The organism is Flavobacterium anhuiense, from assembly GCF_001705175.1.
Lineage (GTDB): Bacteria > Bacteroidota > Bacteroidia > Flavobacteriales > Flavobacteriaceae > Flavobacterium > Flavobacterium anhuiense.
This window is the reverse complement of the sequence record NZ_CP016907.1, coordinates 657,955-680,970: the sequence shown is the minus strand read 5'-3', so window position 1 is coordinate 680,970 and position 23,016 is coordinate 657,955. Positions and strand designations below refer to the sequence as shown.

Sequence of the window (23,016 nt, the reverse complement as noted above, 5' to 3'; positions counted from 1 at the left end):
AACAATGAAAAACATCTTAATATTATTCCTTTTACTGCTTTCGGGAAGCATATTTGGACAAATGTATAATCCCGTAAAGTGGTCAACGTCAGTTGAGAAAGTGTCCGATAAAGAATATGTTTTAAAAGCCAAAGCTGTAATACAATCAGGCTGGCATTTGTACGGACAATATATTGAAGAAGGAGGCCCTTCGAGAACTGCTTTTATCTTCAAAAATGCCAACAAAAAGTTCGAGCTAATCGGAAAAACAACCGAAGAAAAAGGACATGAAGTCGTAGACAAAATCTTCGACATGAAAATTAAATATTTTGAAGACAAGGCGCTTTTTACACAGAAAATAAAACTGACTCCAGAAGGCATTTCTAGCATTGAGGGAGAAGTCGAATTTATGGTTTGCGATGACAGCAATTGCTTACCGCCAACAACAGAAGAATTGTCTTTTAAAATTCCGAATGAAAAGAAATTGGCTTCTTCCGAAGAAACTGTAGCGGTTAAAGAAGATTCTGTTTCAGCTAAAACAGGAGAAAAAACGGTTGTTCAGACAGAAGAAAAGGCAATAAAACCAATTGTTGATTCACCAAAGAAAACAGAATCAAGAGGATTGCTGACGATTTTTATTTTAGCTTTTTTATCAGGATTTGCGGCTTTATTGACACCTTGCGTTTTCCCGATGATTCCGATGACGGTGAGTTATTTTACCAAACAAAGTAAAACCAAAGCGGCAGGAATTAGAAACGCTATGATTTATGGTTTTTCAATTGTAATTATTTACGTTTTATTAGGTTCGATTGTAACTGCTGTTTTTGGTGCAGATTCATTAAATGCGCTTTCAACCAATGTTTGGTTCAATCTGATTTTCTTCATTCTATTGGTTGTTTTTGCTTGCTCGTTTTTAGGTGCTTTCGAAATCATACTTCCAAATGCATTAGCCAACAAAGTCGATTCGCAAGCCGATAGAGGAGGGCTAATCGGGATTTTCTTTATGGCTTTGGCTTTAGCCATTGTTTCATTTTCTTGTACAGGACCAATTGTTGGAACATTATTGGTTGAAGCAGCGTCAAAAGGCGGAATTGCTCCAATCGTTGGAATGTTAGGTTTCTCAATTGCGATTGCACTTCCGTTTTCATTATTTGCCGCTTTTCCAGGTTGGTTAAACGCTTTGCCAAAATCAGGTGGATGGTTGAATACGGTAAAAGTGGTTTTAGGATTTTTGGAACTGGCTTTAGCTTTTAAATTTTTATCAAATGCCGATTTAGTTTTACAACTGCATTGGCTGGAACGAGAAATTTTCCTAGCTATTTGGATTGCTGTTTTCGGAATGCTGGCTTTTTATCTGTTCGGAAAAATTATGTTGCCGCACGATTCGCCGCTAAATCATATTTCTGTCGGACGATTAGGCTTCGGATTACTGGTTTTAAGTTTTACGATTTATTTAATTCCTGGACTTTGGGGAGCGCCACTTAAATTAATCAGCGGATTTCCTCCACCAATGCAATACAGCGAATCTCCAAATGGACTGGGAGTTTCGGGTAATGCTGAATTAAAAATTACAGGTTCGCTGCCAGAAGGAGCAGAGCATGGCCCGCAAAACATCATTACTTTTCATGATTATGATAAAGGAATGGAATATGCTAAAAAAGTTGGAAAACCCGTTTTATTAGATTTCACAGGATATGCCTGCGTCAACTGCCGAAAAATGGAAGAATTAGTTTGGTCAGATCCAAAAGTTTTAGGAGTTTTAAACAATGATGTTGTTCTGATTTCCCTGTATGTTGATGACAAAAAAGAATTGCCAGAGAATGAACAATATGTTTCTGAAACAACTGGAAAAAAGATTAAAACAATTGGAAATAAATGGAGCGATTTACAGATTAAAACCTATAAAGCAAATGCGCAGCCGTTTTATGTGATTGTAGATCATAAAAGTGTAAACTTGACAGAACCGTCAGCTTATAATCCGAATATTGAGGAGTATTATAATTGGCTGCAAAGTGGAATTGGGAATTTTAAGAAGTAGATATTTTTAAGATGATATTTATAAAATCTCCAAAATCAATTTTGATTTTGGAGGTTCTTTTTTACTATTTAAGCTTCAAATCATATCTTTCCTCATGAAACACCTTCCCCCATTCCTGAACTTCTTCAGACTTCGTAAGTTCAAATCCCATCATTTTATACATTTGAAGGGCTTTGTCCTGCATGCTTGTCGTAAGCAGAAACACATTTTTAAACTTTTTCTCTTTGCAAAAATCTACAGCTTCAGTCAATAATCTTTTGCCAATTCCAAGACCTCTAAAAGCAGAATCCAGAAGAAACCACCTCAGTTGGGCTTCTTCGTTTGGCTGATGCACAATGGCAACACATCCCACAATTTTATTATTGTATTCTGCCATCCAAATTCGGTCATTTTCTGGAGAATATTTTTCTAAGAAATCGTAAAAAGTCTTGATCACATATTTCTCAAAATCAGTCGAAAAATTATATTCTTTGCCATAAATAGCACCATGCAGATGAATAATGTAGCCAATATCTCCTGACGTGATTTCATGGCGATACGTGATATCTTCTCTAGCTATTTTATTTTCTGTCAGCAGATTTCTAACCGTATTCATTGAATCGACTAAAATTTCTTTTTCAGAATTGTTTAGTTTTTCAATTTTACCTTCAATCTTGTTTTCAGATTTATCATTTAAAATGCTTAATAATTCATTTCCAGAATCTGTCAGTTTAATGTCAAAAGCGCGTTTATCTTCTTCTGAAGCAATTCTTTCAATTAAGTTTTCTTTTATAAAACGCTTCAAAATTCGGCTTAAATATCCTTTGTCCAGATTTAAAATTTCTGTGATTTTCTGTGCTGTTATCGTTTTACTTTCGCTGATTTCATACAAGATTCGTATTTCTGTTAAAGAATATTCGCTATCTAAATAATGTTGACTTAAGATATCTAAATGTGCCGTATAAAATCGGTTGAAACTTCTGATTTTTGAAGTTGTAGTAGTCATGATTTTTAATATTGTATTGTTGAGGTTACAAATATATTAAATTGGTTGCTTTTGTCAACTAATTTTTGATTTTTATTTTTTTTTGAAAGAATTTTGAAAAGAATAAAATCATCTTAATGCATTCCCATTAATTATTTGTTAAGTACTTTTTCTGCTTTTTGTAAGAGAAAGATTGTTATACCAAACAAAGTATTTCAATTTTTACACGAAATATTACAAACCCTTATTTTTCAGTTGGCTTTTGACTTCAAATGTTAATAATATGTTTCGTTTTAGAAGGGTTTTATTAATGTAAACGTAACCTAATCGACCTATCCTCAGCTTTAATTTTGGAGACATATAAGAAGAAACCAATACTTTGTATATGCCAATTTTAAAACAGCACGATCATTATCTAGACACAATCAAAAAAAGTGTTTTAGTTCACGCTTTTCATTTGATTAATCATAAAATAATGGATCATGTATAAGAAGTTTACAGACGAAGAACTTGTCGAATTATTAAAATCAGGCAAGGATAAAGCTTTTGATGAACTTTATTTTAGATATCGAGATCTGCTTGTTCGGTTTGTGTACCTCCGAATGAAATCTATCGCCATTTCAGAAGAAATTGTGCAGGAAGTTTTTACCTCTATTTGGGAACGACGCAAAACAATTGTGATTCAGAAAAGTTTTGCTGCCTACATCTACACTTCGGTTCGCTACATGACTTTAGACTATATAAAATCGCATGAAGTTACCGATCAATACATTCAAGAAGTTTTAGAAAAAAACACTGTTTCGCAAACCAGTTATAATGCAATCGAAGATTCTATTTATTATGATGAATTGCAAAAAGCGGTTGACGAAGCGGCATCATTACTTCCTAAAAAATCAAAAGAGGTTTTTATTCTCAGTCGAGTAAAACAGTACACCAATAAAGAAATCGCCGAAGAATTGAATGTTTCCATCGAAACAGTAAAATACCATATTACCTATTCGCTGAAATTCATGCGCACTTATTTGGGCGAATTCAATTAAAAGTAAACTTCAGATTAAGAATCCAATTTTTTTCTTAACAGAAGCGTAACCTTTTGTGCCTACCTAAAATTACAATTCCCAAGACATACTAGTATAGACATAAAGAAATTATAATGCCTGAAAATTCAAATAACGAAATCAAAAATTTTTTAGAAGGAAAGTATTCCCCAAAAGGACAAGAAATGTGGAATAAATGGTACGATCGTACAGATGATTTTTTTGATAATATGGAAACGGTTCAATCGGACCGTTCAAAACTGAAAAAGGAATTAAGACAAATAAAGAATACCAATAAAGTTATTGCTCTTTCATACAAAAGCTGGGCTGTTGCAGCTTCATTAGTTTTCTTAATCGGATTATCGGTGTTTTTTTATTCAACATCAAATGCTATAGAAAACAAGCAGTTTGCAGTAAAACTAGGAGAACATGCTCATATAAAATTAAGTGACGGAACACAAATCTGGCTAAATGCAGGAAGTGTTCTTAAATATCCAAAAGAGTTTAAAGGAGATACAAGAGAAGTGTACTTAAGTGGGGAAGCTTTTTTTGATGTAGCAAAAGATAAGAAACATCCCTTTATCATTCATACCAATAAAATGGATACAAAGGTTTTAGGAACCAGCTTTAATGTTCAAGCTTATCCGGATCAAAAGACGCAAGAAGTTTCAGTTGCAACAGGAAGAGTAAACGTGAAATCGACTGTTACAGATGAAAATGTCTTTGTAACGCCAGGTCAGAAAGTGGTCTTTAAATCTAAGGATAACAAACTTAAAGCTTTTAAAGATATTCCAGTAAATACCATTTCGCTATGGCGAAAAAATATTATGCTTTTTGAAGAAACACCTCTTTCTGAAGTTGTGGCCACAATCAATCGTAATTATAACGTTTCGATCGAAGTCAAAAACAAGAGTTTAAACGATTTAAAGATTAGCGCCTATTTTAAAGAACTGCCTGCCGATCAGGTGATTGGATTGGTGTGCAACATCATCAACGCTCAATACAAAATGGATTCTGGGGTTTATAAAATCGAATAATTCTTTAAGCAATAAAAATAAAACTACGTAGCAAACTAATAAACAAAACAATTACACTAAATCTAAAAACTATGAATGAAAAACAAATGCGGTATGCCGCAAAATGTCAGAGCATAAGGACAATGGGAACAAAATTATTCCTATTTATGACTTTGTTTTTTGCCGCACTAACAGTACAAGCCGGGAATGTTGACATTAACAAAAGAGTCACTTTAAAAGTTGATAATGAGAGTATAAAAAATATATTTCAAAAAATTGAAAATCAGGTTGATGTGCATTTTATGTACGAAAGCAGCCAAGTAAACGCCAATCAGAAATTAAGCTTAAAATTGAATAACGTAACGCTAGAACAAGCGTTGGATAAAATTTGCGGCAATGCGCTTCGATATGAGATTGTGAGCAACAATATCGTAATCAAGAAAAATCAGAAAGTTGCTTCTGCAGATCAGAATAAAATTATTGTTTCAGGAACTGTTTTTGGAGGAGACGATAATATGCCTTTACCAGGTGTCGGAATTAAAGATAAAGGTTCGGACGCAGCAACAGCGACAGACTTTGACGGAACATTTAAATTGGAAGTAAATGTTTCTGAAGCCACGCTTATTTTTTCTTATGTGGGATATGTTACGCAAGAAGTAAAAGTAACGAGTTCACAAAATATTACTGTAAAATTGGCAGCTGACGTAAAACAGCTTCAAGAAGTTGTGGTAATGGGATACGGAAGTGTAAAAAAGAATGAAGTTTTAGGCGCAGTTGGTTCTGTTTCTATGAAAGAAACTTCAAGCAGAACATATAATAATGCTGCCGAATTATTGCAAGGAACAGTTGCTGGAGTTACCGTAATCAACGATGGTGGTGACCCTACTGCATCGCCAACAATCAACATTCGCGGTATTGGATCTTTGAACGCTGAAACGCCTCTAATTGTTTTGGACGGAATCATTTACAGCGGATCATTGAATACGATAAATCCAAATGATATTGCTTCGATAAACGTTTTAAAAGATGCGGCTTCTGCGGCAATTTATGGAGCAAGAGCTTCTGGGGGAGTAATTTTAATTACGTCTAAAAAGGGAGTTTCAGATAAAATTAATGTTAATGTAAATTACCAAGGTGGTTTTCAGAATGTAGCGAAAAAATTAGAGGTTTTAAATGCTGCAGAATATGCTGATGCTATGAATCTTGCGAGAGATAATGCAGGTTTGCCGAGAATTCCTGCTTTCGATCCGACATTTGAACCAACTGCAAGAACAACAAAAACAAACTGGATGGATGAAATTTTCCGTACAGGAGAAATTCAAGATTTGTCTCTTTCCGTAAACGGAAAAACAGAAAAATCTAATTTCTTTCTTTCTGGAAGCTACAGAAAAAACGAAGGTATTTTGTTAAATACTTATGGAGAACGTTATACTGTAAGAGCAAATTCTTCTTTTAAATTGGCTGATAATTTCACCATCGGAGAAAATATTTCGTACTCTTTAACTGATGGTCAGACTGCTAACACTTCAAGCTCGTACACAGGAGCCATTCAAGCAGCAATTTTGTACCCGCCAAATGCAACAATTTACAGAGAAGATGGTTCAGGGCAGTTTGGTGGTGTTCCAGAAAAATATGTTGGTTCTTATGGAGACGTTATCAATCCGGTGGCGTATTTGAAAAGATTAGACAATAAAAATCCGATTTCTACCATTTTGATCAATCCGTATGCTGAATGGGAAATTGTTCCGGGTTTAAAAGTAAAATCTAACTGGGGGTATACTAGAATTCAAGATAATGCAACAGATTTTACAGTAAAGGTTACTGAACCAGGAAAAATATTCGATTTCAACAGATTGACGTTGAAAAACTCAACAGTTACCGATTTATTGAGCGAGCAAACCATTTCTTATGAGAAATCATTCGGAAAGCACAATTTAAAAGCTTTGGCTGGATATACGTATCAAGAAACGAAAAGAGATTTTTATACCGTTGAGGGAACTGGTTTTGACAACGAAGATCCATCACAGCGTTATTTATTGAATGCAAAATTAATTCAGCAGACGGCAGCAGGAAGATCAGATGAAATTATTTCTTCTTATGTGGGAAGAATTAATTACGATTTCAATCAGAAATATTTAATCTCCGGAATTGTTCGTCGTGATGGGACTTCAAAATTATTAGAAAATAATCGCTGGAAAGTATATCCTTCAGTTTCTGCAGGTTGGTTAATTTCTGAAGAAAATTTCATGAAAGGTATTGAGCCAATCATCAGCAATTTGAAACTTCGTGCAAGCTGGGGACAAATTGGGAATTTAGGAAATCTTGGACCATACCAATTTAGTGTGCCATTAGTTCAGACTCAAGCTTTAATTGGCGCTGTGCCATCAATCAATTATGGTTATGCTGAAAGCGAATTATCAAATCCGAATTTAAAATGGGAAAGTTCTGAACAGACTAATATTGGTTTAGATTTTACCATGTTAAATAACACTTTAGTAGGATCTGTTGATGCCTACGTCAAGAAAAACAAAGACATGTTGGTTCGTGACCAATTGCCTGGAGTTTCTGGAACTCCGCAAGGAAGAATTGTAAACTCGGGAGATGTAGAAAATAAAGGAATCGAGGTGAGTTTAACGTATCAAAAAACTCGTGGAGAATTTAAATTTGATGTTACGGCAAATGGTGGCTTTTTAAGCAATAGAATTGTTTCTATCAAAGACGATTTAAACTCGTTAGAACCTCTAGGATTAAGCAGAGTTCGTAGTTTGCCTTTAGCGAATATTTACCAAGTTGGAAGTCCAGTTGGAGCTTTCTACGGATATGCTTCTGACGGATTGTTCCAAAGCAATGATGAGGTGAAAGCGTATGTAAACAAAAATGGTGTGATGTATCAGCCAAATGCGGTTGCTGGAGATATTAAATTTAAAGATGAAAACGGCGACGGTGTAATCAATAATAGCGATAGAGTAGTTTTAGGAAGTCCTTTTCCTAAAACAACGTATAGCTTAAATGCCAATTTCAAGTACAAAGGATTTGATATGAATATTTTCTTCACTGGAGCTGCAGGAAATAGTGTTTTCAATGCCGTAAGATATACAGGTCTAAATGCTTCTTTTCCAGGTTACAATTTATTGGCAGATTCAAAAGATGCTTGGTCTCCAACAAATACCAATACAAATGTTCCAATTCTTTCGTCAACAGACAATAACAACAACTTCGGACGTATTTCTGATTTATACATCGAAGATGCTTCTTTCTTAAGATTGAAAAACGTTTCGCTTGGTTATACAATAAAAGAAAGCTGGCTGAATGGAAAAGCAAAATTGAGATTCTTCATCTCAGGACAAAACTTATTTACGATTACCAATTATTCTGGAATGGATCCTGAAGTTGGGCTTAAAAACTTCGGAATGGATTTAGGACGTTATCCGCTTTCTCGTATTTACATGACAGGTGTTAACGCAACTTTTTAAAAAATAAAAAACAATTAAAATGAAAAAAATAAGTCTTTTATTATTGAGTTTTGTTCTTTTGATAAGTACTTCGGCTTGCGAAAGCGAACTTGATGTTGTGCCGCAAGGAGCTCCTTCGAGCGGGAATTTCTGGAAAACACCAGCAGATGCAAAAGCAGGAGTAAATGCAATTTATGCTTTGTATTCTGATGATAATATGTACGGTCGCGGTTTCTTTTGGCTAAATAATGCCAGCGATGATATTGGTACAAAACCAAGGCAAAATGCAGAAAGAATCAAAAACTTTATTGTAGACGGATCAGAATCGGATACTAAAGATATCTGGAGAATTCACTACGAAATTATGAAACGTTGTAATGACGTGATTCGTAACATTCCAAATATTGCTTTGGATGAAAAAACAAGAAACGGAATGTTGGGAGAAGCTTATTTTAATCACGCTGTAATGCATTTAGAATTGGCCTATCATTACGGAGACGATCGTGCAGGAATTCCAATTCAAGACAGAGCAAACCCGACAAATGTTTATGTGCCTCGTGCTAAAAATGTAGCCGAAAATTACGCTTACATTGCAGCAGATTTAATCAAAGCAGCAGATTTATTGCCTTATTTCGATCAGCTTACACCAGACAATCGCGGACGCGCTCACAAAACTGCGGCTTGGGCATATTTAGTACGTACGTATTTGTATGCAAAAGATTGGGACAATGCCATTAAATATGCCAATATGATTGTGGCTAGCGGAAAGCACAAATTATTGGACAATTTTGAAGATGTATTTAAAATCAGCAACAATTGGTCTTCAGAGTATATCTGGTCTGTAACTTCAAGTGCAGAAAATACTTCTTTAGGTTCTATTTTTCCTGGAGTTTGTCTAGAAGATAAAGGTTGGGGAGTTTACAACGGCTGGGGAAATTTTTATCCGACAAAAGAATTATTTGATGCTTATGATCCAAACGATAAAAGACGCAGTGCTACGATTTTACAAAAAGGAGACAAATTTGTTTATTTCGGAGAAACCGTAACTTTTAATGAAGGAAACCACGTAGTAAGTTCAAGTAACAGAACGGGGTATCAGTTTAAAAAATATATGGAGCCATTCAGTTATCCAAAAACAACATCGGGTGGAGTTGATATCCGTTATGTAAATGCGAATGGAGACAAGCCTTCAACAGCTTTAAATGTGCCTCTTTTACGTTATGCTGATGTGATTTTAATGTTAGCGGAAGCGAAATTAATGAAAGGTCAAAATGCAGATACAGAAATCAATATGATTCGTCACCGTGCAGGTCTTGCAGATATTTCTGGAGCTACAATGGTCGATTTAAAAAGAGAAAGAAGATGCGAACTGGCAGGCGAGTGGACAGACCGTCATTTTGATTTAGTGCGTTGGGGAGATGCAAAGGAAACTTACGCAAAACCATTGCACCATTATAACGGAAGCGTTATTTATCCTGCTCGTAATTTCAATCCTTCAATTCATCATGTGTGGCCAATACCGCCAGATGAAATTGCAGTGAGTAAAGGAGCTTTGACTCAAAACCAAGGCTGGTAATAAAAAATTGTGTTGTGTTTTTTTAGTTTTTTACGCTGCAGTCTTAGTCAGGAGACTGCAGTTGTAAAAAAATAATAAGACATTTTTTGTTTCAATATAGCAAGGAGTAACCTACGACTTTTTGCTGTTTAATTTATTTTCGATGAAAAAAATAATCACCCTTTTATGCCTTCAATTTTGCTTGTTTGCTCAAGCGCAAGAATACACCTCTTCTAACATTCATTCTCATAACGATTACGAAAGCAAATTGCCATTTTATGGTGCCTATTCTAACGAAACAGGCGTTATAGAAGCCGATGTCTTTTTAGTAAATAATGAATTATTTGTCGCACACACTTCTAAGGAAATTGCTACTCACAATACATTAAAAAGTCTGTATTTAGAACCGCTTTCTAATAAATTAAAAACGTTGGGAGGAAAAGCATATCCAAGTAATAAGCCATTGATTTTAATGATTGATATAAAGTCGGATGCCGATTCGACTCTAAAAGCAATTACGCAGCAGTTAAAGATTTTTCCAGATATTATTTCGAATAAAAACATAAAAGTGGTTATTTCTGGAAATAGACCTTTACCGTCACTATGGGCGGCATATCCAGATTTTATTTATTTTGACGGAAGGCTGAATGAAAATTATACTCCAGATCAATTAGCGAGAGTTGAGATGATCAGTGAAGATTTACATCAAATCACAGTTTGGAACGGAAAAGGTGTTTTGACGCAGCCCGATTCTGAAAAAATTCAGGCCATTATCAAAAAAGTCCACGATCAAAACAAAAAGATAAGATTCTGGGCCACTCAAGACAACGTGAATACATATATGACTTTGATGAATTTAAAAGTTGACTTTATCGGAACGGATAAAGTAGCCGAACTGACTGAATTTATAAATAATATTAAAACGACATTTTACCAGAATACAGAATTTCATCAAGCTTATGTTCCTAAAAATGTTTTCAAGAATAAGCGTCCAAAAAACGTTATTCTCTTAATTGGAGACGGAATGGGATTAGCGCAAATCTATTCTGGTTACACGGCAAACAAAGGACAGTTGAATTTATTTAATATTCCGACTCAAGGATTTTCAATCACAAAAGCTTCGGATAGTTATATCACAGATTCTGCTGCAGGCGCAACGGCAATGGCTACGGGACATAAAACCAATAACCGTTTTATAAGTGTTGATGAAAACAGAAGACCTCTTGAATTGATTACACAGCAATTGGCAAAGAAAAACTATAAAACGGCCATTATTTCTGCTGGAAATATTACCGATGCAACTCCAGCGGCGTTTTATGCACATCAGCCAGAAAGAAGTTTAAGCGAGCCAATTGCAAATGATTTTCTTTCAAATCCGTCAGATATTTTAATAGGAGGAGGGCAGAAAGAATTTATTTCCAGAAAAGATGGAAAAGATTTGTCTAAAATCTTAATTGAAAAGGGTTATACTTTCTCAGATAAATTTGCGAGTTTGGATACGATTAAAAATAACAAATTTGTAGTTTTAGAAGATGCAGCGGTGGTTTCTATGAAAAACGGAAGAGGAGATTTTCTAACCAAATCTTTAGCGAAAGCGACAACTACTTTTTCAAAAACCAAAAATCCGTTTTTTATAATGGCTGAAGGCGCTCAAATCGATTACGGCGGACACCAAAACAATGTAGAATATGTGGTGAGAGAAATGTTGGATTTTGACAAATTGGTTGGCCAGGCAATGGAATTTGTAGATAAAAATCCGCAAACTTTGCTAATCGTAACTGCAGATCACGAAACGGGCGGATTATCTCTAATTGACGGAAGCATTGAAAAAGGATACGTTCACGGAAGTTTTAGCACGAACGATCACACGGCAATTCCTGTTCCAGTTTTTGCTTATGGGCCAGGATCTGAAAAATTCATGGGAGTTTATCAGAATACAGCAATTTATGACAAAATTATGGAGTTGATTGGTGGGAAATGATTTGTTTTCAATTGATATAAAATTCAAAAAGGAGCGCCTGAAAAGACAGCTCCTTTTTGATTTCAGAAATATATCGCTCCGCTGTAGCTTTTTAATCGTTGTCTTTGAATTTTTTTCTATAAATGTTTTTGCTCTTCCAGAGCTTGAAAACGTTTTTCAAATCCCAATGAAACAATATATTAGCTTTACAATGTGTCTTAGGAAAGTCCCAGAGGGACGAAATATTTATAGAAATAGAATTGCGGTTTAAGAAAGAGCCCCAGCGGGGTGAAATATAGTATTTCGGTTAATTTTAAACGTTACATTTTATTTATTTTCCTTTCAATAAATTGATGCTAACAGTTGCCGTATCAGCATCTGGAAATCGCTTGAAAATGGATTTATCCGGAAATAAACCTGCTTCAGCCGCAATCGAATTAAAAACATCAATTTCAACAATATACTGGTCAGAAAAACCATGTGTGGCATCATAAGCTGTTGCAGGAGTTCTGCCTAGATTATTGGCTGTCAATTTAGGATTTATGGTATGAAGTTCAATCAGAAGCAAACCAAATTTGTGTACATAAGGTGACCATTTTTGTAAATGTTCCAAAAGATTATCTTCAACTAGATTATTGCTAATTCTTTTTCCTCGATATGCAAATGCACCCGTTGAGGTACTGACTCTATTTTCATTAATCTGTTTCGGATCTTGCCAAATTCGATTATGATCTAGAAATGTCCTCACATTCAGAAGATCTTTCAAGTCAATATTATAATTTTCTTTCAAATCGTTGGCCAGTAAATCAGGACGTCCGATATCGCCCCAGATTACTTTTGCCCAAATATCTGCATTGATTAGATTGGCTCTGGTTACTTTCAAAGCGGTTTGATTGTAATCGGCACCAACTAGAAACAGCGGATATTCGTCGAGCATTTTTCCCCTTAAAGTTTGTCTGTCAATTACTTCAAAAATGTGCTGTAGAAAAGCGCCATTTCCGCAACCCATATCTAGGATTCCTTTTGGCTGTTCGTCAATAGGGAGATTGAAAAGTTTGATCAGAATTTCGTCAACTACTTTAAAATAAGTGTCGTGAGCGCCGCCGCTTCCCCAAACGTTCATTTCGCGATCTACATGAAGTTCGTTTTCACCTTCAGCCGTTCTCAAAATATCTGGATTGCCAAAAATTAATTCTTCGATTTTGGCAAAAGTTGGCAAGTAAGAAACCGTAACGCCATAAGCGCTGGCTCTTTTAGCAAAAAACAAACCAGCTTCGGTAAATTGATAATTGCCATTTTTTTCTAGAAACCAACCCAAATGAACAAAAAAGTCTAATATCTTTTTAAAATTTTCTGGTGATTTATGAAATTCTTCGGGTCTGAAAGAAGTTTCCATAAAATACTTATGAAACATTCCGTTCATTGCCAGACGTACAATTGTCGGACCAATCAGATAACCTTCAATATGTTTTAAAATTTGCTCCTGGATACTGTTTTTCAGCGGATCATCTGAAGGTTCAATTCCATATCTTTTTTTATATTTTTCAAAAATAGTATTGAGCTTTTCAAAAGGAACATCTTCAAACAAACGCGGATGAAACTGAATCGATAATTGTAGCAAATTCACCACATCTTCATAGAGATAAAACAGTGAAAAAGCTGTTTTTGTTTTTTGGTTTACAGAAATCGTGATTTCCTGTTTTTTATTATCAACTTCATAATCCAGAAAACCCTGAGAAGCCAAAACTCGCAAAGCGACATTCAGATAACCTTCGTTGGCTTTAAAAGCGGCTGTAAGCTCAGATAAAGTGAGCTTTTCTTTGCTTAATATAAATTCTAAAACCGATTTGTTTTCGAATGCTATTGCTACAGGTGCTGTAACTAATCCGTCAAGATGTCTGAAAATGGAACCTAAAAGCTGAGATTTATCGTTCATAATGCAAAGAATGAAGGTTTGTTTAAAAATAGTGATTTTATTGATTGGTTAATGCAGAAAGAATTATCATCAAGTTTACGATTTTTTGCAAAATAATTTAGAATGGAAGTCATGAAGTGAATTAATTATGGTTAAAATAAATTAAAGCCAACCTCGGAAGACAAAAGTCTTCTTTAGCTGGCTTTAGTCAGGCTATTGAAATAATTTATTTATGCCTTATTTTTTAAAACTTCTTCAATCGATTGATAATAATGAGGGTATTCTTTTTCACATATTCACTAAAATTATGCTGGATGCTGTAAGCTTTTATTTTACCCAATGCCCATGAGCCCTTGTCATGCTTTTGCAGTTGTCAAGATCAGTTTTGAAAGTGCGATTATAGTTGTGTTTATGTTTTTAAAAATTTAAATTTGGAATGTAACCAATGCATTCTGTTATTGTTCGGTAATCTACCAGTATTTCTGTCTCTTTTTGAATAGGTATTTTTGCTATTAATTCTACTCTATCATTTTGAAGACATACAATAGTGTTAGGTGTTAAGGAATGATTGCAATATCTTCCTAAATCATCAGTTTCCCACCATTTTTTTTGCATCTGGTTTTGAAATAAGTATCGTGAATTGTCACTCATAGGTTTATCTATTACCCAAATACCAATTGATTCATAAGGAAGAATATCTTGAATAGCAGTTATTTTAATATTGGTTAAATCTTCTGTATTGATTTTATACTTCATTTAGACCGGATCTGGTGGTTTAATATTGTGTGTTAAAACACCATTTGCAAAATAAGTATGAGAAGGGCTTAGGGTTAACGGATAAATTTTTCTTTCTTCGAAATTGACAGATACTGAGGTTATAGGAATGATTTCTTTAGATAAACCATATAATTTATCTCCCACGACAACTTCACCGATTGGAATAAATTTCCAAATGCCTTCTCTCTGGATTAATTGCGAGTGAAAAGGCGTAGCTTCTAACAATCCGTTATTTAAAATGATTGTTTTGTAGGCAATTTTTGGCTCAATGTTAGTTATAGGTGCTATAATTCTGTTTTCTGCTACGTAATCACAAGACCATTTATACAGTTTAGCTACTTCATTAGTGTCGTTTAGAGTTTCAATTTCGGCAGAAAGCAATAAATCATTAATTTTTAATTTTTCTATAGGTTTTTGTGAACCATCTGGTAATGTAATTAAGGTGCCTTCAACAAAACAAACAATTTCACCCGTTCTCCAGCTTGCTGACGAAGAAAAATTGGAGTAATTTCCTGCTGCATCATAAGCTCTGACTTGAAAATAGTATAAGGTATTATAACTTCCAGTATCATAATAGAATGTATTTGGACCTGAGTATCTAGTAACCCACGTTCCATTAGCGCCTGCTTTTCGCTGTAAGTTATAACCTTCAACACCTTTGTTATCTGTTGAAGCATTCCATCCAATAAAGATGGATGTTGTGCTTTCTCCGTCTCCGTCGTTACAATATAAACCAGTTGGAATACTCGGAGGTGTAGTATCATTAGCAACCACAAATTGATATACATTAGAGAATATAGAAGTATTAAGTGCATCTTCAATCATATACCAAGTAGTTACAGTTGGAATAGAAACTCCTCTAGGTGAATTGGATCCAGCAGTACTGTTAGCCCAAGGTCCCGTTGCAGAGGTAGTACTAGCTTTCACCGTTAATGTGGAAGGAGAATAACCAGTGCCAGCAATCGTAAAATATAAATTACCAGAGCTGTAACTTGTGATAGTTATTGAAGGCGCAGTTGCGGCATGATTATAACCACGCCATTCGCTTACTGAGGCTGGATTAGAGCTAGAAGGTCTAAAGGGGCTATTTTGGTTAATTGTGCCATAAGAGCCATTTTCAGCAGCATCCAAAGATATGGATGCTGTTCTGGTTCTGCCTAATTCTGCATTTATGTCTCCTAAAGAAAGAGGACCAGTTGTTGAAAGTGCCATTATAATTTTAGGTTTAATTGTTCAAGAATAAATTTCATTTTTCGATTCTGTTCTTCAATTTGTGTCTGTTGTTTTTTAACAGCCTCAAATATTACAGCAACAGCATTTTGATATTTAACAGCTTTTGTCCCGTTTTCTCTTGTCAGTACCAATTCAGGGAAATTTTCTTCAAGTTCTTGAGCGATAAATCCGATATTGTTTTTTTGATCGTTATCAATTCGATCATAGAGAACTCCTCTTGAGGCTTGAATTCTTTCGATTACATTATCAATTGGTCTAATGTTTTCTTTCACTCTGGCATCAGAAAAAGCAGTAACATCTCCTGTAACGGTTAAGGAAGCTCCTGTGATTGCTCCAGAGAATGCAGAGTAAGAGGAATAATTGCCAGAATGTAAAATATCGTACCATCCTCCCCATGTTGTATCAATTCCTTTACGAAGCCTTAGGCCTGGCAATCCAGAACCGTTTATACCGCTTTCATTTCTAAAAGCAAGTTGATAAGAAGAGTCTCCAGTAGAAGATGTAAGACCATCCCACGGAAAAAATGTCATAACACCTCCATAATTTCCAGAACCGCCAACAGTTGCAGCATTGACAAAATCAAAACTAACTGTTCTGGCAAATGTATTTGGCAAACGATCGCTTAATGTTCGAGGACCATCATTGAATGATATTCTTTGTGCAGAAGTTGCAGTGCCTGCATTTCCTCCAATATTTAATGAACCAGCAGTTCCAGTTAGACCTGTTCCGCTTCCGCTAAAGTTATTCGCAATTACTGTTCCTGTACTTGATTGGATTTTGACAGCATCGCATGAAAATGCGTAAGTCGAGGCATTACCAGTTATTGGATTTGTTCCTTGGTTAACCCCCCAAAGAATTGGATAAGCGGTGACATCGGTTCTATTAGCTAACAGATCGACATATCTTGAAGAACCGCCAGCGCTTCCTGTAATATTTATGCCCCAATTTCCATTGGCTCCTGTTCCTGTTAAGGTTGGAGAATATGAATTATAATTACCGTCATGCAATACTCGTCTCCATGGCGTAAAAGTTGTTCCATTCGAGCTCCATCCTCTAAAACATAATGAATCATTATTATGGCCTCCTGCTATTTGCAATCCAGTATCAATTCCTTTAGCAACAATTAGGTTGTTGTAAGACGTACCTGGGCCATTAGTTCCTGTAGAATTAACATTGTAAAAACCTGATGCTATAACTGCGCTATTGTAATTAAGATCTGATCTAGTTCCGTCTTGATGAGGAACTTTATCAATATCATTTGTCGGAATTGTAATATTTGCAGAACCATCAAATGATACGCCATTAATTGTCCTAGGCGTTTGTAATCTGGTTGCTGTAGCAGCATTTCCTCCGATACTGAACGTTTGCGAGATACCGGTTAAACCTGAGCCGTCACCTGTAATTGTACCTGCTGTCCAGATTCCATCACCAATGGCAGATTTAGGAGAACCATTATTACACCACACCATTTGATGTCCGCCAGCCATAGTTCCTCCTGATGTATTATTGGTATGTTTGTAAGCAAGACCATAAAGAGTGCCAAAATTTGAGCCATCGATAGAGCTTCTATAAGCTGTTCCTATAGACCAAATTGATTGCGTTTTTGTAGAATCGTAAGTTCCAAAAATGCCTTCTGAACGATCAGTTCCGGGAAAAACAATATCTCCGCTCATTGTTCCACCAGCTAGAGGCAATTTTGTCGAATCAGCAATAGTAATATTTGCAGAACCATTAAAAGATACTCCATTAATTGTTCTAGCGGTTTGAAGAACAGTGGCTGTAGCTGCATTTCCTGTTAAAGCTCCAGAAAATATTGGCGCAGTAACTGTTCCTGTAAATGTAGGAGAAGCAAGAGGAGCCTTTAAAGCATCATTTCCATTTAATTTATTAATAGCTGTTAAAATAGTATCAGAGGCTGAAATTGTTCCAGCTGAAGAATTATATCCAGTTAAAACAGAAGCAATCGATCTTGCATTTGAAAAATATAAGTTTCCAGATTCAGGAACATTTGCTGTAGTTAGAGCTTGCCAAGTTTTATCTCCTCTCCAGTATTGAGAAGTTGTACCCGCAACAATGCTATTTTCTTTTGTAGAATCAGCGATCGTAATGTTTGTAGAACCATCAAAAGAGACCCCATTGATTGTTCTTGGAGTTGTTAATTTCGTAGCTGACAAAACATTTTTAGCAGCATCAGCAGTATTGTCTACACTTCCAAGACCAACATCAGTTTTAGCCAATGTTACCACACCAGATTTTCCTGCAACGCTGTCTACTGCACCGCTTGTAATGTAGACATATGCTGATCCCCCCCAACGATAAGTCTTGTTAGTGTCTTTAGCAATATAAATTTTTCCAGTCTCGCCAGTTGCCGGAAAACCAGCTAGATTGGTAAATTCCAAAACATCATCTACATAGCTTGGTAGCTGTGATATTAAAATAATGCCGCTGGCATCAAGTGTAGCTACTCCATTAGCAGCACCTTTTTCGCTAGAAGCAATTCTTGCAGTTGAATCTACAGCATTGATTGTAATATTTGCAGAACCGTCAAAAGCAACTCCATTGATAGTTCTGGCGGTTGTCAGTTTAGTTGCAGATAAAACATTCTTAGCGGCATCAGAAGTATTATCTGCATTCGCCAAACCTACAGCAGTTTTGTCTAGCGTCTGCCAGCTTTTATCACCTCTAAAATACTGATTTGTATTGCCTGCGGCGATGTTTGCTTGTTTTGAGTTTAACTGTGTCTGAATACTAGATGTTGCATCATTAAAAGTATTTTGATTGGCCGTTTGAAATTTTCTCGATGCAGTTTCACTAATTTGATCGGCTGTATAATCTCCTGTTTGAGAGACAACAGCTCCGTTACGGCCAAAAACAGTAGTGACAGCATCAGGCGGAGTCAACAATTCTTGCCAATCGCTTATTAATGCTGGATTGTTTCCTTTTAAGACATAAGACTTATTCACATCACTTCTAATAGCCAGATCTCCTGTTTCTGCAATTAATGCTAACATAGCAGTTTGTGAAGTAGCTACGAAAGTATTTTTAATTGCAATTGAAGGTAATTGAGCCCCGATAATTTTTCCATCTGCACCTAGTCCTGCATAGCCATTAACTGCATTTTTGTTTGCAATATTTTCAGGGGTAAATCCGAGAGCAGATTGTTTTGCATTCCAAGTGGCTTTTTCAGTATCAGAAACAAAACGATTACTCGTATCCTGCGCAATTATATTTGGTGAATGAGTTGTTGGATGTGTATAATTTGCTAGTGTTGCCAGACGTGCAATTTCTGAATCTGAAAGGAGGCTTTTTCCTGTTACTTTGTCAACTTTGTTGTTTTGCAATACTTTACCCATTTCCGCAGATAATGCTTTTGTAGCTCCTCCAGTTGTAAGGTCATTTACCAAAATAGTATTTAGCGACGCTTGGATTGCTTCGATAGCATTTACTAATTCCTGAATGGTATTTAAGTTGGCATTATCAGAAGCAAGTAAAGTATTAATATTGTCAATAAAACCTTTTAAGATTTTACCTTGCCTAGCATCAAGAGCTTTGCCTTCAAGGGCGTAATCCAATGCATTGTAACTGATGTTGTTAATGTTGCTAAATTCTAATTCGCCACTGGAATTTGTAATTAAAATTTTATCAGGACTGTTTGTTTCTAGGTCGGATACTTTTATCCTATTATGATTTGTATTCATATCAATTGATTAAATTATTTAGTTTTACTGGTTTTAGAAAAAATAGAAAAGGTTGAAACTTTCACATTGAAAGTAGTAGTAGGTAGTTTTAGATAAGCTTCCCTATGAATTATAAGCAGTAAATAATGAAGGATAAAGAAGAATTTAAAGCCATTAATTAATTTTGGCTAATAAAAAATCTATCTGAGCTTGCTGTTCTTTTATAGCTTCAACTAATAAAGGCACTAGTTTAGCATAATTGACAGTTAAGTAGTTTTCACCAGATTTAGAAATTTCATTTCCGTCTTCTGTAATTTTTCTATCAAATGGTGCTGTAGTCACTACTTCTGGCAAAATTGCTTTTACTTCTTGCGCAGAAAGACCAATTTGCAGATCGGTAGATTTATAGCCAAAACTTTTTGCCAAACTATTGTTTTTATAATAAAAACCATTTAAAGTTTTAATCTTATCAATAGCATTGGTAATATTGCCTTTCTTGGTTTTTAATCTTTCATCGGAATAGTAGGCTACTACATCTCCAGTTGCGGTAATATTGTTATTAACTAAAAGTTGCTTATTTCCATAAATTTCTACGTTTGTAGTATTCTGCATCCAAATTCCTCCGCCGAAAGTAGAATTATACCAACCTGAGGAACCTCCAGATCTAAACCATCCATCGCACGAAAATGAGTTGGCAACTCCAGCATCAAATCCAGCAGCAAATCTTGATCCAGTGACAGCTCCCGAAGTCCAAATTCCTGAACCGATTGCTGTTTTAGTAGTTCCTGCCTCCATTATCAATAATTGATGGCTAAGGCCAGCTATTGACTGACCACCGACATTAGAATGTGTCCAAGCTAATCCGTAACAATTATTAGTAGCAGTTCCATCTGCAGATAATTTATAAGCGTCGCCCATAGCATAAATTCCTTGATAGCGAGTTGAAGAATAGACTCCAACAACACCATTTCCATAATTGTCATCAATGTAAAGGTTACCATTTGCCCGATCTGTTCGATCCGAAACCCTTGAAGAGTCAACTCTAAGGCCAAAAGTATTAGCGCCATTCCAGCCCATAAGAGAAGGATATGTAGAAGACCAAGGTATTTGGGCATTGGCATTGTTTACAGAAGTGCCTGAAGGAGATACTGATGCTGAAGCATCAAAAATAGTATGACCAGTGCCATAATTATTCCAGTTCATTTGGTTGGCTATTGTTGCGGTACTAGCATTTCCAGATAACGGACCAACAAAGTTTGATCCTGTAAAAACACCATTAGCGCTAATGCTGGCAATATTTGCATTTGCCAAACGAAAAACCCATCCTCGATTTGAAGCGCCCTCCATGGTAAAATAGGTTGCCCAATCTCCACTTACCGATCCATGCCCTCCATAGTTTGATGTTGTAGCAAACATTAAGCCATATGAGGGTTTTCCGTTTATGGCACCGGCATAAAGAGAAAGGCCTTGCCCTTCTCCCGTTGTTTGAGCTATACCTAACGCAGTACTTGTTGTCGTTCCTGATGTTAAGAAATTGCCATTAGTCGCAAAAATAAATTTAGAACCTGCATTTGTTGCATTTCCGAAATGGATTCCAATTGAATCTGCACCATTTTGGCCAGCTGATCCTTGAAAGTAACTTAGGCCATATTCGTCAGCGTTACCAAAAGACCAAATTCTATTTCTCGTATTAGTAGCGTAATTGGCAGTTTGGAAGCCACTTCCTGAACTAACAATCCCAGAAAATGCTGAGTATGATGCATAATTAGCATCGGATAGAAACCTTCCCCAAGCTCCCCAAACATTAACATCTCCATTATGTGTTCTAAATCTAACATCTGCTACTCCTGATCCATAATTAGAATTTAATTGTAAGCTATATCCTCCCGAACCAAAGTGTATTAATTGCCCGTTTAAAGGACAATTGTTTGCATATGAGAATCCAGATTTATTCTCTCCAATAGTATTAGCATCGTAGCCAGGAGCATTAACCCAACCGTCATACCATCTATTTGTTGCAGTAGTAGCTAATCCTAAAGTATTAATAAAATTTGCCGGCGTATAATATCTTAAATACTGATCATCAGATGCATAAATTCTATTGATTGGAGTAGTTCCGTTATCACCAGAAACGGTATTGATCCATCCTGCCTGAATATAACCATTGCCATCTGTTCTTACAATTTTGTTTGGTTCATTATTTGTTGACGAATGAACGGCTAATCCACCTGCAGTATTTGCATTTCCTGTTACATTAATACTCCAAGTGCCTGAAGCTCCTGAACCAGTTGTAGAAGCTTTGGAATTTAATTGTGTTTGAATTGAACTTGTCGCATCATTAAATGCTTGCTGAGTTGCAGATTGAAATTTTCTTGATGCTGTTTCAGTAATTTGGTCTGCATTGTAATCACCAGCTTGAGCTGTAACCGCACCATTTCTTCCAAAAACTTTTGTAACCTCACTAGTAGGAGATAATAACTCCTGCCAATCGGTTAAAATGGCTGAATTTGAGCCTTTTAAAATAAACGATTTACTTAAATCGGTTCTTACTGCAATATCTCCTGTTTCGGCAATTAATGCTAACATTGTAGCTTCTGAAGCTACAACGAAAGTATCATTTACTGTAATGGCAGGAAGCTGAGAAGAGATTAATTTTCCGTCTGCTCCTAAACCGGCATAGCCATTGGCAGTATTTTTATTTGAAGAATTTTCAGGAGTAAATCCTAAAGAAGACTGTTTTGCATTCCAATTCGCTTTTTCAGCATCAGAAACAAATCGATTTTCTGAATCTTGGGCAATAATATTTGGAGCGTGAGTAGTTGGATGAATATAATTTGAAAGTGTTGCAAGACGTGCAATTTCGGAATCAGAAAGAAGGCTTTTGCCTGTAACTTTATCAACCTTGTTGGTTTGCAAAGTTTTTCCCATTTCAGCCGATAAAGCTTTTGTTGTGCCGCCAGAACTTAAATCGTTTACTAATATTGTACTTAAAGAATTACGAACCACTTCAATTGCGTCTCCTACTTTTTGAAGTGTATTTAAATCGATATTATCTGAAGCAAGCAACTCGTTTACATCACCAATTAAATCTTTTAAAACTTTTCCTTGTCTTGCATCCAAAGCCTTGCCTGGAACAATATAATCAAGGGAGTTGTAACTGATTTCGTTTATGTCGCTAAATTCTAATTCACCATTGCTATTGGTTATTAAAATTTTGTTTTGTTCATTTTTTTCTAAGTCGGAGACTTTTATTCTGTTATGATTTGTATCCATTTTTGTTTATTGATAATTGCATGTATTTAAAATCTTTCTTTGGAAATGATATATGCGTAAATCCAAATTCTACATTCTTTTTTTGACTAAAGATTATTTCAAGGTCAATTTCAAAAAGAATTTTAGGTAGAATTTGGATT

The 23,016-nt window shown here is 35.6% G+C and carries 12 protein-coding genes; 6 read left to right on the top strand and 6 right to left on the bottom strand.

Annotated features, from left to right (window positions below):
• Positions 1 to 4: 4 nt before the first annotated feature.
• On the top strand, positions 5 to 2,017 hold the full coding sequence (locus tag BB050_RS02835) for a protein-disulfide reductase DsbD family protein (RefSeq protein WP_066032537.1): 2,013 nt from the start codon (positions 5 to 7) through the stop codon (positions 2,015 to 2,017).
• Between the two features lie 64 nt (positions 2,018 to 2,081).
• Here the strand turns inward: BB050_RS02835 and BB050_RS02830 are convergent, their stop codons facing one another.
• Positions 2,082 to 3,002, bottom strand: a complete 921-nt coding sequence (locus BB050_RS02830; protein ID WP_066032536.1) for a bifunctional helix-turn-helix transcriptional regulator/GNAT family N-acetyltransferase — start codon at positions 3,000 to 3,002, stop codon at positions 2,082 to 2,084.
• 461 nt (positions 3,003 to 3,463) lie between these two features.
• Here BB050_RS02830 and BB050_RS02825 point away from each other — a divergent pair, with 461 nt between their 5' ends.
• The 5 genes from BB050_RS02825 to BB050_RS02805 all read left to right on the top strand — a co-directional run bounded on the left by BB050_RS02825 (position 3,464) and on the right by BB050_RS02805 (position 12,022).
• Entirely contained in the window at positions 3,464 to 4,021 is a 558-nt protein-coding gene (locus tag BB050_RS02825) for an RNA polymerase sigma-70 factor (RefSeq protein ID WP_066032535.1), read from the top strand.
• Between the two features lie 113 nt (positions 4,022 to 4,134).
• Positions 4,135 to 5,055 carry a FecR family protein gene (locus BB050_RS02820; protein ID WP_066032534.1) on the top strand — a complete coding sequence of 307 codons (921 nt, stop codon included), beginning with the start codon at positions 4,135 to 4,137 and terminating at the stop codon, positions 5,053 to 5,055.
• Between the two features lie 71 nt (positions 5,056 to 5,126).
• Entirely contained in the window at positions 5,127 to 8,507 is a 3,381-nt protein-coding gene (locus BB050_RS02815) for a TonB-dependent receptor (protein WP_066032533.1), read from the top strand.
• A gap of 19 nt (positions 8,508 to 8,526) precedes the next feature.
• Positions 8,527 to 10,062 carry a RagB/SusD family nutrient uptake outer membrane protein gene (locus BB050_RS02810; RefSeq protein WP_066032532.1) on the top strand — a complete coding sequence of 512 codons (1,536 nt, stop codon included), beginning with the start codon at positions 8,527 to 8,529 and terminating at the stop codon, positions 10,060 to 10,062.
• 142 nt (positions 10,063 to 10,204) lie between these two features.
• Complete coding sequence (locus BB050_RS02805; protein ID WP_066032531.1) at positions 10,205 to 12,022, top strand: alkaline phosphatase; 1,818 nt, start codon at positions 10,205 to 10,207, stop codon at positions 12,020 to 12,022.
• A 310-nt stretch (positions 12,023 to 12,332) separates the two neighbouring features.
• On the opposite strand, the gene BB050_RS02800 is transcribed toward BB050_RS02805, so the two are convergent.
• The 5 genes from BB050_RS02800 to BB050_RS02780 all read right to left on the bottom strand — a co-directional run bounded on the left by BB050_RS02800 (position 12,333) and on the right by BB050_RS02780 (position 22,876).
• Positions 12,333 to 13,937, bottom strand: coding sequence for a class I SAM-dependent methyltransferase (locus tag BB050_RS02800; RefSeq protein WP_066032530.1), 1,605 nt, complete (start codon positions 13,935 to 13,937; stop codon positions 12,333 to 12,335).
• 396 nt (positions 13,938 to 14,333) lie between these two features.
• Entirely contained in the window at positions 14,334 to 14,672 is a 339-nt protein-coding gene (locus BB050_RS02795; RefSeq protein ID WP_066032529.1) for an SET domain-containing protein-lysine N-methyltransferase, read from the bottom strand.
• Positions 14,673 to 15,905, bottom strand: coding sequence for a hypothetical protein (locus BB050_RS02790; RefSeq protein WP_066032528.1), 1,233 nt, complete (start codon positions 15,903 to 15,905; stop codon positions 14,673 to 14,675). It lies immediately after the preceding gene.
• Positions 15,905 to 19,624, bottom strand: a complete 3,720-nt coding sequence (locus tag BB050_RS02785; RefSeq protein ID WP_066032527.1) for a tail fiber domain-containing protein — start codon at positions 19,622 to 19,624, stop codon at positions 15,905 to 15,907. The genes BB050_RS02790 and BB050_RS02785 overlap by 1 nt, the downstream gene beginning before the upstream one ends.
• A 153-nt stretch (positions 19,625 to 19,777) precedes the next feature.
• Positions 19,778 to 22,876: a tail fiber domain-containing protein gene (locus tag BB050_RS02780; protein WP_066032526.1), complete on the bottom strand. Its 3,099-nt coding sequence runs from the start codon at positions 22,874 to 22,876 to the stop codon at positions 19,778 to 19,780.
• Between the last annotated feature and the right edge of the window lie 140 nt (positions 22,877 to 23,016).

Excerpts from the sequence above, each read along its gene's own strand:
- BB050_RS02810 (WP_066032532.1), top strand. The coding sequence starts at position 8,527 with ATGAAAAAAATAAGTCTTTTATTATTGAGTTTTGTTCTTTTGATAAGT.
- BB050_RS02835 (WP_066032537.1), top strand. The coding sequence starts at position 5 with ATGAAAAACATCTTAATATTATTCCTTTTACTGCTTTCGGGAAGCATA.
- BB050_RS02795 (WP_066032529.1), bottom strand. The coding sequence starts at position 14,672 with ATGAAGTATAAAATCAATACAGAAGATTTAACCAATATTAAAATAACT.
- BB050_RS02805 (WP_066032531.1), top strand. The coding sequence starts at position 10,205 with ATGAAAAAAATAATCACCCTTTTATGCCTTCAATTTTGCTTGTTTGCT.
- BB050_RS02785 (WP_066032527.1), bottom strand. The coding sequence starts at position 19,624 with ATGAATACAAATCATAATAGGATAAAAGTATCCGACCTAGAAACAAAC.
- BB050_RS02825 (WP_066032535.1), top strand. The coding sequence starts at position 3,464 with ATGTATAAGAAGTTTACAGACGAAGAACTTGTCGAATTATTAAAATCA.
- BB050_RS02790 (WP_066032528.1), bottom strand. The coding sequence starts at position 15,905 with ATGGCACTTTCAACAACTGGTCCTCTTTCTTTAGGAGACATAAATGCA.
- BB050_RS02830 (WP_066032536.1), bottom strand. The coding sequence starts at position 3,002 with ATGACTACTACAACTTCAAAAATCAGAAGTTTCAACCGATTTTATACG.
- BB050_RS02800 (WP_066032530.1), bottom strand. The coding sequence starts at position 13,937 with ATGAACGATAAATCTCAGCTTTTAGGTTCCATTTTCAGACATCTTGAC.
- BB050_RS02820 (WP_066032534.1), top strand. The coding sequence starts at position 4,135 with ATGCCTGAAAATTCAAATAACGAAATCAAAAATTTTTTAGAAGGAAAG.
- BB050_RS02815 (WP_066032533.1), top strand. The coding sequence starts at position 5,127 with ATGAATGAAAAACAAATGCGGTATGCCGCAAAATGTCAGAGCATAAGG.
- BB050_RS02780 (WP_066032526.1), bottom strand. The coding sequence starts at position 22,876 with ATGGATACAAATCATAACAGAATAAAAGTCTCCGACTTAGAAAAAAAT.